This is a genomic window from Tenacibaculum sp. SG-28, from assembly GCF_002954385.1.
Lineage (GTDB): Bacteria > Bacteroidota > Bacteroidia > Flavobacteriales > Flavobacteriaceae > Polaribacter.
Map to the genome: position 1 here is coordinate 874,239 of NZ_MQVY01000001.1, position 14,080 is coordinate 888,318.

At 34.5% G+C, this 14,080-nt stretch carries 10 protein-coding genes and 2 pseudogenes; 1 reads left to right on the forward strand and 11 read right to left on the reverse strand.

Annotation, left to right across the window (positions count from 1 at the left end; translation table 11 throughout):
- Positions 1 to 265 precede the first annotated feature (265 nt).
- Positions 266 to 1,192, forward strand: coding sequence for a lysophospholipid acyltransferase family protein (locus BSU00_RS03800; RefSeq protein WP_105003180.1), 927 nt, complete (start codon positions 266 to 268; stop codon positions 1,190 to 1,192).
- A 20-nt stretch (positions 1,193 to 1,212) separates the two neighbouring features.
- On the opposite strand, the gene BSU00_RS03805 is transcribed toward BSU00_RS03800, so the two are convergent.
- From BSU00_RS03805 to BSU00_RS03855, 11 genes and pseudogenes are all read right to left on the reverse strand, one after another.
- Positions 1,213 to 1,830 carry a porin family protein gene (locus tag BSU00_RS03805; protein WP_105003181.1) on the reverse strand — a complete coding sequence of 206 codons (618 nt, stop codon included), beginning with the start codon at positions 1,828 to 1,830 and terminating at the stop codon, positions 1,213 to 1,215.
- Positions 1,831 to 1,880: 50 nt separating this feature from the next.
- Positions 1,881 to 2,831, reverse strand: a complete 951-nt coding sequence (locus BSU00_RS03810; RefSeq protein WP_105003182.1) for a transketolase family protein — start codon at positions 2,829 to 2,831, stop codon at positions 1,881 to 1,883.
- Between the two features lie 52 nt (positions 2,832 to 2,883).
- Positions 2,884 to 3,456, reverse strand: a complete 573-nt coding sequence (locus BSU00_RS03815) for a Maf family nucleotide pyrophosphatase (protein WP_105003183.1) — start codon at positions 3,454 to 3,456, stop codon at positions 2,884 to 2,886.
- Positions 3,446 to 4,174: a hypothetical protein gene (locus BSU00_RS03820; RefSeq protein ID WP_146104782.1), complete on the reverse strand. Its 729-nt coding sequence runs from the start codon at positions 4,172 to 4,174 to the stop codon at positions 3,446 to 3,448. Before BSU00_RS03820 ends, BSU00_RS03815 begins: the two co-directional genes overlap by 11 nt.
- 167 nt (positions 4,175 to 4,341) lie before the next feature.
- Positions 4,342 to 4,800: an SsrA-binding protein SmpB gene (gene smpB / locus BSU00_RS03825; protein ID WP_105003185.1), complete on the reverse strand. Its 459-nt coding sequence runs from the start codon at positions 4,798 to 4,800 to the stop codon at positions 4,342 to 4,344.
- Between the two features lie 147 nt (positions 4,801 to 4,947).
- Positions 4,948 to 6,200, reverse strand: a pseudogene (locus BSU00_RS03830) (aminotransferase class I/II-fold pyridoxal phosphate-dependent enzyme).
- A 71-nt stretch (positions 6,201 to 6,271) separates the two neighbouring features.
- Positions 6,272 to 9,723: pseudogene (locus BSU00_RS03835) on the reverse strand (pyruvate carboxylase).
- Between the two features lie 185 nt (positions 9,724 to 9,908).
- Complete coding sequence (locus BSU00_RS03840) at positions 9,909 to 12,062, reverse strand: xanthine dehydrogenase family protein molybdopterin-binding subunit (protein ID WP_105003186.1); 2,154 nt, start codon at positions 12,060 to 12,062, stop codon at positions 9,909 to 9,911.
- Between the two features lie 10 nt (positions 12,063 to 12,072).
- The gene (locus BSU00_RS03845) at positions 12,073 to 12,534 is read right to left on the reverse strand and encodes a (2Fe-2S)-binding protein (protein ID WP_105003187.1); all 462 of its coding nucleotides are present in this window, start codon (positions 12,532 to 12,534) and stop codon (positions 12,073 to 12,075) included.
- A 90-nt stretch (positions 12,535 to 12,624) separates the two neighbouring features.
- On the reverse strand, positions 12,625 to 13,017 hold the full coding sequence (locus tag BSU00_RS03850) for a glyoxalase (protein WP_105003188.1): 393 nt from the start codon (positions 13,015 to 13,017) through the stop codon (positions 12,625 to 12,627).
- The gene (locus BSU00_RS03855; protein ID WP_105003189.1) at positions 13,007 to 13,957 is read right to left on the reverse strand and encodes a phosphoribosylaminoimidazolesuccinocarboxamide synthase; all 951 of its coding nucleotides are present in this window, start codon (positions 13,955 to 13,957) and stop codon (positions 13,007 to 13,009) included. The genes BSU00_RS03850 and BSU00_RS03855 overlap by 11 nt, the downstream gene beginning before the upstream one ends.
- Between the last annotated feature and the right edge of the window lie 123 nt (positions 13,958 to 14,080).

The following is a 14,080-nucleotide window of genomic DNA, read 5'->3' on the forward strand; positions in this document are numbered from 1 at the left end:
AAATGGTTGCCTACCATAAAAAAACTTTACAATAAATCTTATTGTAAAGTCTTTCCTAAAATTAAAATATGTAATACGGGGGGTATTATATGACTTAAAAATAACTAATTGCCATAAAAAAAAGCATAGGAAAAGCACTGAAATATAAAAAAAATCATCCTTTAGTTTTCTATAACCACATATTTAAACACATTTAAATAATACTTTACTTACCCTTTTTATCTTGTGAATTATTGTTCGATATTTGTCATCATAAATTCAAAATATGCATTTTATATCCTACTATCTTGTATTTCCATTGGTGTGGCTTATTTCAAGACTACCGATGAAAATTTTATATTTAATTTCAGACCTTTTATTTCTAATTGTGTATTATGGAATTGGATATCGTAAAAAAACCGTTTTAAGCAATCTCAAATTGGCCTTTCCGGAAAAAGAGGATAGGGAAATTAAAAAAATAGCCAAAGAATTTTTCAAACATTTTACAGATTTATTAATAGAAAGTGTTAAAACTTTTTCTATTAGTGAAAAAGAGATATTAAAAAGATACCAGTATAAAAATCCTGAAGTGGTTAATGCCCTTGCAGAAAAGGGAAGAAGTATAGTTTTAGTTGGAGCACATCAAGCAAATTGGGAGTGGTCCTTTAATTTGTCATTCGTCTTAAATATTGATGTTTACGGGGCGTATACGAAACTTCAAAATCCTTATTTTGAAAATAAAATTAAGCAAGTAAGAACAAAGTTTGGAGTTAAAGGTGTGAAAACATCCGAAACAGTTAAGAAAATTCACACAAACCATCAAAATAACAAACAGGCCTTGTATCTACTACTAAGCGATCAATCTCCGATGTTACATAAAACGCATTATTGGAGTGAATTTATGGGAGTAAATGTTCCAATACATACCGGTGCTGAAATGCTAGCAAAAAAATATGATTTTTCGGTTGTCAACTATACGACAAAAAAAATTAAAAGAGGATATTACGAAACAGAATTTACACTTCTTTGTGAGGAACCTAAAGAAATTGAAAATTACGATATAACAGACCAATACTTAGCAATAACCGAGAGAGCAATACGGGAACAACCAAGTTTCTATTTGTGGTCGCATAAGCGTTTTAAGCATGCCAATAAGTATCGAGAATGGTTAGAAAAAAATAGTAAAAAAAATAGTAAAAAAAAGCCGCGTTAAACGCGACTTGTATTGTTTGTTTAGAACCTGTAAGATAGACCTACTATAATTTGATTAATTCTAGTATCAAAATCTACAGAAGTTCCATTATTAATAAAAGAAGACTCAACATCTGAAAAAGCTCTTTCCCAACGGACGTCCAAACCAAGCTTACCTAATTCAACTCCTCCACCTAACTGAAGACCTACTGTTAAACCGTCAGCTTCTGTTTTAATATCGTCAAAATTATTAATTTCTAAATCTCCATCAATTATATACTGAAAAGAAGGACCTCCAAAAATATGAGCAATACCTAATATTTTCTTTCCTAATAACACAGGGATGTCGATAGTTTGAAAATTGTAAGAAGCACTTGTATTAGATCCCTCTAATTGAAAGCTTGTATAGTCTGTCTTAAGTGAAGTATATATTAATTCGGGTCTTATGTACAATCCTACTATAGGAAGCTTAAAACGGGTCCAAACTCCAAAATGATATCCGGTTTTACTTTTAGCACCATCTGCAATATCTTCTGTTACATATTGAAAAGAATCCGAATTATAATTTAATCCTCCTTTTACACCAAAATGAATTTGTGCTTGTGTTGTCTGAAAAGCTGCTATCGAAAAAAGTACAGCAATAAATAATAGTTTCTTCATTTTTATTAATTTAAATTTAGTTTGTCTCTAAAAAAGATAGGTAAATATAGTTACTTTCTTTTAATTACCTTTTCCACAGCTGCAATAATAGCTTTATCATCTAAACCGTACTTAGCCATCAATTCAGCAGGAGTAGCGGATTCTCCAAAAGTGTCATTTACAGCTACAAATTCTTGAGGTGTTGGGTTATTCGTTGCTAAACAACGTGCAACACTCTCTCCTAGCCCACCGTATTTGTTATGTTCTTCCGCTGTAACGATACAACCTGTTTTTGCAACAGATTTCAAAATAATTTCTTCATCTAAAGGCTTGATGGTGTGAATATTAATTACTTCAGCACTAATTCCTTTATCCTCTAATTGTTCTGCTGCCTGTAATGCTTCCCAAACCAAATGTCCTGTAGCAACAATGGTAACATCGGTTCCCTCTGTAAGCTGTATTCCTTTTCCAACCTCAAAAGGTTGGTCATTCATAAAAACAGGAACTTTAGGCCTACCAAAACGCAAATATACTGGGCCATGGTGTTGTGCAATAGCTAACGTAGCTGCCTTGGTTTGGCTATAATCACAAGTATTGATTACAGTCATTCCTGGTAACATTTTCATCAATCCAATATCTTCAAGGATTTGATGAGTTGCGCCATCTTCACCTAGAGTAATTCCTGCATGTGAGGCACAAATTTTCACATTTTTGTCGGAATATGCGATAGATTGACGAATTTGATCATATACACGTCCTGTTGAAAAATTAGCAAAAGTACCCGTGAAAGGTATTTTATTACCAATTGTTAATCCTGCTGCTATTCCCATCATATTAGCCTCTGCAATCCCAACCTGATAAAATCGCTCGGGATGATTTTTCGCGAACTCATTCATTTTTAAAGACCCTGTTAGGTCTGCACATAAAGCAACAACATCAGGATTTGTTTTTCCCAACTCGGTTAACCCATCTCCAAAACCGGAACGAGTATCTTTTTTTTCAGTGTATGTATATTTCTTCATTAGTATGTGTTGTAAATATGGGTCAAAAATAGTTTTTTAAAAATTATTTAAGTTATAAATTTTGTAATTCTTTATAAAGTTTGTGAACGGGTAACCCCATAACGGTAAAATAACTACCTTCAATTTTAGTTATTCCAATTTTTCCAATCCATTCCTGAATGCCATAAGACCCTGCCTTATCAAATGGTTTAAAAGTAGTAACATAATATTCCATCTCCTGTTTTGACAACTTCTTAAAATAAACAGTTACGGTATCGTGAAATATTTTTTTGAAATCACTTCCTGTTAAGCATACAGAGGTAATTACCTTATGCGAAGTGCCGGATAACATACAAAGCATGTCTATTGCATCCTCATAAGACTTGGGCTTTCCTAATGCCTGATCATTCACCCATACAATAGTATCGGAGGTAATTACGATTTCATTTTTACGCAAAGTATTTTCGAAAGGCTTGGATTTTAAATCGGAAAGATAATCGGTGATTTGATGCCCTTTAAGGGCATCAGGATACACTTCCTCTACCTCTTTTATCTCTAGGGTAAAATCTAAACCAAGATCTTTTAATAGTTGTTGTCTTCTAGGAGAACTAGATGCCAATATGAATTTATACGAACTAAACCACATTTTTAAAGTAATAAGCTATTATTGGAACACTAAATATTGCTAAAGCATAGGCTACATACGATTTTTTCAAAAGTTTTTGGTAGTCACTGTTTGAATTAGCGGCTAAGAGATGATATATAAAATAGAGCTCCGGCAAAATACCGGTTAAGAAAACAGTCGTAAATATATATTTATTAGAACTAAAAAGTATCGCTAACGATAGAACGGCTAGACATCCTATAATAGATATAAAAAAAATAATTGATTTTACTCTTTTTCTTCCAAATAGTATTGGGATGGTTTTATGATTTAAACGATAATCTTTATCAATATTAATTATATCCATTAGCAAGGAATTGACAATAGTCGCAATAAATCCAATAGAGACATAAAATACCACGAGTAACTGTATTTTAAAAAACAAATTCCATTCCGACTCATTTAAACCGACTGGAGTATCCATCCACCATACCGTTAAAAAACAAAAAGCTTTTATGAATGAGGTTATCATATTCGTGGATAACGATTTTTTACCTCCAAAAAAATAAAAGTATATGAACAAAAAAAATACCAATGCAATACCGATAAAACTATAATAAGCTCTATCAACTACGAAAGAAACCAATACCCAGAGCGTTAAACCAAAAAATATCGAAAAATACGCCGTTTTTCGTAATTTTTGCCAGGGATATTCTTTTCCCCTATTTTCATGACTTACTGAAAATTTTATTGTGTTCATTCCCGCCAGAATAAGTACGACAGAAATTGTAAGTATAAAAAAATTAGGAAAGGAAAAAATGGTCTCAAAACCTTGGTAATAGAGCAAACATGTTTTTAGCAAAAATTGAATTGCGATAAAATAGAGTAAATTTTTCCATTTAATTATGTCTAAAAACATAAACCGCATTAGTTAAAATTCTTTTTAATTCTAGCTAAATTCTTTTGATTGTCTCGATCTTTCATCGTTTGTCTTTTATCGTGTAATTTTTTACCCTTTGCTAGGGCAATTTCTAGTTTAGCCCATCCATTAGCATTTATAAAAAGTTTTAGAGGCACTATAGAGTTCCCCTTAACATCTACCTCTTTAGCGAGTTTTTTCAGCTCTCGTTTTTGCAATAGTAGTCTGCGTTCACTTTTAGGCTTGTGGTTGAAATGATTTCCATATATGTATTCCTCAATATACATATTCACTACAAAAAGTTCTCCTTTATCATTAAATTCACAAAAACTCTCTGTTATCCTAGCTTTACTTTGTCTAATGGATTTAATTTCAGTACCTGTAAGTTGTATGCCTGCAGTATACTTATCTAGTATCTCGTATTCGAAACGAGCTTTTTTATTTTGTATGTTGATGTTTTTCTGCATATTGATTTGCAAATATATTATAAAAAATAAGTCTTTAACAGTAAAAACTTAATGCTTTAATGCTAACGGAAATTTACGGAATGTTTAGAAAAAAATAGACCCTGTATCAGTACAGAGTCTATTGGATATTTATAAGAAAACTAAAGGCTATTGCGTCATTAGTAGTTCTGCTGCTTTTTTGTAGGTTCCATTCTCAAGCTTCTCTCGAATTGCAGTAAAAGCTTCAATTGTTTCCTTTACATCTTCGATAGTATGTCTTGCAGTTGGAATCAATCGCAAAATTATTAAACCTTTAGGAATAACGGGATACACAACAATAGAACAAAACACACCATAGCTCTCTCGTAAATCATGTACCATTGCCATAGCCTCTGGAATTTCTCCTTTTAGGTACACAGGTGTTATACATGTCTGGGTAGTTCCCAAATCGAATCCAGCATTTCTCAATCCGGATTGCAATGCATTGGTTACCTCCCATAATTTGTCTTTTAACTCTGGCATTTTGCGAATCATATCCAGGCGTTTTAATGCCCCCTTAACCATTGGCATTGGTAATGATTTCGCAAACATTTGTGAACGCATGTTGTATTTAAGATATTGAATAATATCTTTATCTCCTGCAAAGAAAGCACCAATTCCTGCCATTGATTTTGCAAATGTTGCAAAATAAACGTCAATTTCGTCTTGAACTCCTTGTTCATATCCTGTACACGTCCGCCTTCACCAAGTGTTCCGAATCCATGGGCATCATCTACTAACAATCTGAAATTGTATTTCTTTTTTAAAGCAACGATTTCTGCAATTCTTCCTTGTTCGCCTCGCATTCCAAATACTCCTTCAGAGACCAATAAGATACCTCCTCCAGTTTTTTCAGCCATTTTAGTGGCTCTCATGAGATTTTTTTCACAACTCTCGATATCGTTGTGGCGATATACAAAGCGTTTTCCTGCATGCAAACGCACACCGTCTATAATACAGGCATGTGTATCTACATCGTATACAATTATATCATCTTTAGATACCAAGGCATCAATAGCAGATACCATCCCTTGGTAACCAAAATTCACAAGATAAGAAGCTTCCTTACCTACAAATTCGGCACATTCTTCTTCTAATTGTTCGTGATAATTCGTGTGACCAGACATCATACGAGCCCCCATTGGATAAGCCATTCCGTGTTCAGATGCTGAATCACCATCTATTTTCAAAACCTCTGGATGGTTTGCTAACCCTAAATAATCATTGATACTCCAAGTAATAACTTTCTTTCCATTGAAAGACATACGATTAGAAATTGGCCCTTCTAACTTAGGAAAAACATAATATCCTTCGGCTTTATCTGCCCATTTTCCTAAAGGTCCTTTATCTCCTTTGATTCTTTCAAATAAATCTTTTACCATGTTTACTTTTTGTTTTTGAATGTGCAAAATTAAGTTTTTTTATAACGATATCAAAACCCAATAATATAGCATTATTGTAACGCTAATACCAAATCATTTGCATCGACAAGTGTCCCTGCCTCTAGTTCTACATTTTGAACAATACCGGAAGCCACTGCGGTAACAGTTGTTTCCATTTTCATTGCCTCAATAATAAAAAGAGGTTGGTTTTCTTTTATTGCATCACCGTTTTTAACTAAAACCGCAGATAATAAACCTTGTAATGGCGCTCCTATTTGCTTATCGTCGTTCGCTTCAGCTTTACGCTTTTCTATTTTTTCAACAGAAACAGAAGTGTCTTTTATAAGAACATTTCTCATTTGTCCGTTTATCTTGAAAAACACCGATACAAATCCATCTTCATTTGGTTCCGTTTTTTGAATCAAAGAAACTAACACTCGTTTACCTGGTTCTATATCAATCATAATTTCTTCTCCCACCTCTAAACCAAAAAAGAAATTTTTGGTTGGGATGTGCATTAGATTTCCGTATTTGATATGATTATTATAAGCCTCTACAAATACTTTCGGGTATAATTTATACGATAAAAAATCTGTTATTTCCAGTTCTCTTCCCATCCCTTTTTTGAATTCATTTTTGAATTTTTTGAATTCTAGTTCAAAATCAATGGGTGCAAGATGTGCATTTGGTCTTTCAGTGTATGGTACTTCATTTTTTAGTACGATCTTTTGAAGCTTTGCAGGAAATCCACCAACTGGCTGTCCTAAATCACCTTTGAAAAAACTAATAACCGATTGCGGAAAAGAAATTGTATCTCCTTTCTCCATTACATCATTTACCGTGAGGTTGTTACTAATCATGTACTGCGCCATATCGCCTACTACTTTCGAACTCGGAGTTACTTTTACAATATCTCCAAACATTTTATTTACCTCTCCGTACATTTTGGTAACATCTGCAAATTTATCTTCTAAACCAAGAGCTTTAGACTGTCCAATTAAGTTGGAATATTGTCCTCCGGGTATTTCATGCGTATACACTTGACCTGTTCCTGCCTTCAAACCAGATTCAAAAGGGTAGTAGTATTCGCGTACTATTTTCCAATAATTTGAATACTCTGCAAGTTTTTCAAGATTAAGTTTATTCTCTCGTTCATTGAAGAGAAGCATTTCTGCCATGGAATTAAAATTAGGCTGTGAAGTTAACCCTGATAAACCACCTAAAGCTACATCTACTACATCCACGCCAGCCTCTATTGCTTTTAGATAGGTAGCAGACTGTACAGAAGAAGTGTCGTGCGTGTGCAAGTGTATTGGAATATTAATTTCTGATTTTAAAGCAGAAATCAGTTCATAGGCTGCTTGTGGCTTTAAAAGACCAGCCATGTCTTTAACCCCAAGAATATGAGCACCAGCATTTTCAATATCTTTTGCTAATTGCAAGTAGTAGTTTAAGTTGTATTTTGTTTTAGAAGGATTTAGGATGTCTCCAGTGTAGCAAATAGATGCCTCGGCTAATCCTTTCGTTTTATTTCTTACGTGTTGAATACATGGCGCTATGGATTTCATCCAGTTTAAAGAGTCAAAAATTCTAAAAACATCTACACCAGTCTCCCAGGATTTCTCTACAAATTTTTCTATCAGATTATCAGGATATGCTGTATATCCAACACCATTAGACCCGCGAATTAACATTTGTAGTAATACATTAGGCATTGCTTTTCGTAACAGTGCGAGACGTTCCCATGGATTTTCTTGAAGAAAACGTAAACAAACATCAAAGGTAGCCCCACCCCAGACTTCCATACTAAATATCTCCGGATGATTTTTAGCATAGCCTTCCGCAACTTTTAGCATATCCGTAGTTCGCATTCGGGTGGCTAATAAACTTTGATGCGCATCTCGCATAGTAGTATCTGTGAAATGAATTTTCTTTTCATTTTTTAACCATTGTGCAAACTTTTCAGGTCCTAACTCTGTAAGTAAATCTTTGGTACCTTTTGGATAACTTTCTAGCTTGGGATAATCAGGAATTTTTGGGGTAGTAAACTGGTGATTAGGATTTACTTTCTTAACATCTGGATTACCATTTACAACGACCTCACCGAGGAAATTGATAAGCTTATTCGCTCTGTTCTTAGGTTCTTTAAAATCAAATAATGAAGGTTCATCCTTGATAAAATTAACCGTTACTTTTCCTTCTCTAAAGGTTGGATGTTTTAGAATATTTTGTAAGAAAGCTATATTGGTTTTTACTCCTCTTACTCTAAATTCAATAAGAGCTCGTACCATTTTTCTACATGCTCCGTCTAAGGTTCTACTTCTCGCGGACACTTTAACGAGCATCGAATCGAAAAATGGTGATATTTTTACTCCCTGATAAATACTACCGGCATCCAGTCGAATACCAAAACCAGAGGCACTTCTATAGGTAGTTACAGTTCCATAATCTGGTTTAAAGTCATTTGCTGGGTCTTCGGTAGTTACCCTACATTGTAAGGCGAATCCGGTCACTTTAACAGCCTCCTGATTGGTGATCTTAATTTGCTTATCTGCTAACCTGTAACCTCCAGCTATGAATAATTGGGTTTTTACTAAGTCGATATTAGTTACCATTTCAGTAACTGTATGCTCTACTTGAATACGAGGATTCACCTCGATGAAATAAATACTATTATCTTCGTCTACTAAAAATTCAACGGTACCAATATTATTATAATCTACGGCCTTGCAAATGTCAATTGCATATTTGTAAAGATTATTTTTAACCTCCTCAGGTAATCCTAGAGAGGGCGCTATCTCAATTACTTTTTGGTAACGTCGTTGCACAGAACAATCTCTTTCGTATAAATGAACGATATTTCCATGAGTATCTGCTACAATTTGAATTTCAATATGCTTCGGATTTTCGACGTATTTTTCTAAAAATACCGTATCGTCACCAAAAGCATTTAAGGATTCTCTTCTAGCCTCCGGGAATGCTTTTTTTAACTCCACATCGTTCCTAATCACACGCATCCCTCTACCTCCACCACCTGAGGCAGCTTTAAGCATTATAGGATATCCTATATTTTTGCTTCTTGAAGCGCAATTTCAATGGAGTGCAAATCTTCCTTACTACTTTCTATTATTGGAACATTGTTGGCCACTGCAACTTCTTTCGCTGTTATTTTGTCTCCAAGTGATTTTAAAACAGAAACTTTAGGACCAATAAAAATTATACCATTTTCCTCACATCGTTTGGCAAAATTTGCATTTTCAGATAAAAATCCGTAACCTGGATGAATTGCATCTACATTGTTTTCTAAAGCCACTTTAATAATGGCTTCTATATCTAGATAAGGTTTTAAAGGATCGTTGTCATCTCCAATTTGATAACATTCATCTGCTTTATACCTGTGCAGAGAATAGCGGTCTTCATAGGTATACACACCAACAGTTTTTATACCTATCTCAACACATGCTCGGAAAACTCTAATAGCAATCTCTCCACGATTTGCCACGAGTACTTTGTTAATTTTCATTACTTGTTATTTAGTTTATGTTTTTTGATTTTGTTTCCCCAAATTTACTTTTTTTTTTAACATTTTATTATGAAATTAATAATTTGATTATAGTTTCAAAACAAAAAAAAACTAATTATTACTAATATGAATAAAAATTAACATTTTGCTAAATATTATAAATCAAAATTAGAAATCTATCCCTTTTACAGATTCAAATTCGCTGCAATTTCCGGCATAAATGGTTGATTGTATAGTCTTTTTTGAAAAGCCTTAAATATAGCATTTGAAACTGCTCCTCCGGCTGGAGGCAGCCCTGGTTCTCCCAAACCTGTTGGCGATAATTCATTGGATACAAAATGTACATCTACCTCAGGTGTTTCTTTCATTCGAATCAAGCGATAAGTATCAAAATTTTTAGCGGAGGGTGTACCTTTATCAAAAGTAAAATCACCATACATCGCGTGTCCTATTCCATCTATCACACCACCTTGTATTTGATTGATTGCACCGGTAGGATTTACAACAATTCCACAATCGACGGCGGCAATGACTCGTTTTACTACCGGCAAACCATTTTCTACTGCAATTTCTGCGACTTCTGCGACATGTGTGTTATGACTGTAATAGGCTGCAAAGCCCTGATAAATTCCTTTTTCAGGATTTCCCCAATTTGCCTTTTCTACCGCTAACTGTATTGTTTTCTCCATTCTTTCTCCGGAATATTCAATGTTCTTGTCGGTAGTATTTTTTACATTTTGGAGTAATTCAAGACGCAAATCAACCGGATCTTTATCCATTTCAAAAGCGAGCTCATCGAAAAAACTTTGTTCAGCAAAGGCCAGGAAATTGGTATATGGAGCTCGCCATGCACCTGTAGTGATAGCGCTTTCATAATTTTGCGTGGAAACTTTATAGTTTGGAATGCATCCTGCAGGAAAAAAATTTGGAATCGCATTGTACATATTTCCATTAATAGCTGCCTCTTTTAAATGATACCCGGTAACGCGTCCCTCTTTAATGGATGCTTTTATTCTGTATTTAATTGCTGGTCTGTAAATCCCATCGGTCATATCATCCTCACGAGAAAAAACAACTTTAATTGGCTTTTTTAATAAATTAGAAATCTCTGCAGCCTCTAAAGCAAAATCTCCATACAACCTTCTACCGAATCCTCCACCCATTCTGGTCATTTCTAACTCTATTTCCTCCTCCTTTCTTTGTAGCAACTCTGCAACTCTACCGGCTGTCCATTGCGGTGTTTGAATAGGTCCAACTAAATGAATCTTTTCGCTTGTTACATTGGCATAAAAATTCATTGGCTCCATACAATTGTGTGGTAAAAAAGGAGAATGATACGTTCGTTCAACAATTTTATCAGCTTCTCTAAATGCTTTATTTACATTTCCATCTTCTCTTCTGGTTTTTAATGCATTGCCGTCCAATATACCCATCAAAACCTCATCATGATCTGCAGTACTTTCTAACTTTTCAGTACTTTTCCAAACAGCATTTAATGCTTTTTGACCTTTCATAGCAGCCCAGGTATTAGACGCAGTTACCGCAATCTTATCACCGAATTGCACCACATCAATTACTCCAGATATTTTTTTTGTTGCTGCCGCATCAAAACTAGCCAAAGATTTCCCAAAAGCTGGAGGTCGAAGTATACAAGCATAGAGCATTCCTTCTACTTTAAAATCAAGACCATATAGGGGTTTCCCTGTTACAATTTTGCTCGCATCTACATTTATTTTATCCGTACCTATAATAGTGTACTCCGAAGGTTTTTTTAAAGTGACATTTTCTGGAACCTCCAGTGTTTTTGCTTTAGTAACAATTGCTCCATAATCGAGCTCTTCTCCTTTTGAATTTGTAACCACTCCTTGCGCTGCTCTGCAGGAAGAAGGATCTACCCCCCACTCTAGTGCGGCTGCGTTGATGAGCATTTGTTTTGCTGTTGCTCCTGTTTGTCGTAGTGCATCCCATCCAAAACGAATCGATTGACTCCCTCCTGCCACTTGTCTGGTGTACTCTTTTTTGTTGTATTTGGCTTGAACAACTAATACTTTTTCCCAAGGCACATCTAACTCTTCAGCAATAAGCATTGGCATGGATGTCTTTACACCTTGTCCTATCTCAGGATTTGGAGAATAAATAGAAACATAGCCATCTTTTGCAATTTTAATAAAGGCATTAAAATCGTTAAAATTTAATTTTTCGATATCAATTGCAGGAGTTGCATTTGGTTTACAGGCATTGAATAAATTGAAACCTATCATTATACCACCTCCTGCAATGGCCGAAGTTTTCAAAAAACCTCTCCTACTAAATTTATTCGAATTTGATGTTGTTTTCATGCTATACTATTTAAGACATTTTTTTGGCCGCCAATGCAACTGCTTTTTCAATTCTGTTATACGAAGCACACCTGCACAAATTTCCGTGCATGGCAGCTCTAATTTCTTCATTTGTTGGATTAGGATTATCCTTTAAGAAAGAAGCTGCTGTCATTATTTGTCCTGCCTGACAGTATCCACATTGAGACACATCAAGCTCTTTCCAGGCTTTTTGCAATGGATGATTCCCATCTTTCGACAGACCTTCAATGGTGGTAATTTCTTCTTGGCCTAGGATAGAAACAGATAACTGACAACTTCGCATAGCAATACCATCAAGATGGATAGTACAAGCTCCGCATTGCGCAATTCCACAACCAAATTTTGTACCAACCATATCCAAATGATCTCGTAAAACCCATAATAATGGTGTATCTGCATCCGCCTCAAAGGAAACCAATTTACCATTGATTTTTAGTGAATAGTTCGGCATTGTAGTATATTTTTTTGTTACGTTGAGTGAAATTTACAAAAAAATATAGTACTTGAAATTGGAAGAAACTATTTTAAGATACTTTTAATGTTATTCGCATGAATTTGACAGTAGAATCAATTCTTCTTTACTATCTAAAATACGCTGCTTAAGCATCCCTATTATTCTTTTGTTAAATTCAGAAGGATTCTCGCTGTACTCGTCGTATTCTTGTAGGGTAAATTGACCAATTACGATGCCTAAATATTGATTTCTAAAGGGAATATTTTTAGATAATATAGTAGTTAATTTAATCGATAATTGCGCAGAAGTAAAGTTAGTAAGTTCTATTTTATGTTTTGAGATTTCTCTCAAGATTAAACGAAGAATTAAATCGTGTTGTAATTTTAAAATTGGCCTTAGCGTTGTATTCTGAAAATTCTCGTCCGGACCCGTAGCATCTAACTCTAACTGCGGACGAATCGTTAATTTCCTATCTTTCATTTAAAAATTTAGTAACATTAGACTCTATGCGATGCAATACATCCGTTGTATTTGCTTTCACAAAAGTTTCTCCGGTAATCTGTTCATAAAGTTCAATATAGCGATTAGAAATCTCCAAAATTTTCGCATCATTCATTACCGGTATTTCTTGCCCTTCTTTTCCCTGAAATCCATTTTCAATTAACCATTGCCTAACAAATTCTTTAGAGAGCTGCTTTTGTTTTTGTTTTTTATCCTGACGTTGCTGGTATCCTTCACTATAAAAATATCTTGAGGAATCTGGCGTATGAATTTCATCTATTAAAACAATTTCTCCGTCTTTCGTTTTTCCAAATTCATATTTGGTGTCTACTAATAAAAGACCTCGTTCTTTTGCTATAGCTGTTCCTCTTTTAAAGAGTAATCGGGTGTAATTTTCTAATACTTCATAGTCTTCTTTTGATACAATTCCCTTAGCGAGAATTTCCTCTCTAGAAATATCTTCATCGTGGTCTCCATTGTCTGCCTTGGTTGAGGGTGTAATTATAGGCTCTGGGAATTTATCGTTTTCCTCCATCCCCTCTGGCATAGCAACGCCACAAAGCATTCTTTTCCCGAGCTTGTATTCTCTAGCGGCATGTCCTGAGAGATACCCCCTAATAACCATTTCCACTTTGAAAGGGGAACACAACTTACCAACAGCTACATTTTCATCAGGATTTGCTAGCAACCAATTCGGAACGATATCTTCCGTATCTTTCATCATTTTAGTTGCGATTTGATTTAAAATTTGCCCTTTAAACGGTATTTGACGTGGCATTATTACATCAAAGGCAGATAATCGATCAGAAGCTATCATAACCAATAAATCGTCATTGATATTATATACCTCTCGTACCTTTCCTTTATACACCGATTTTTGTTTGGGAAAATTAAAACTAGTCTCGTTGATTGTATTCATGTTACCTGTTCTTGTGTTGTAGTCTGCAAATGTAATTTTTTTTGCGTAACCAAACTTGATTTTTCGCAAACATCTACTGGATTATCTATATTTAATTGTCTTACTTTGTTTCGTAAAAAACTT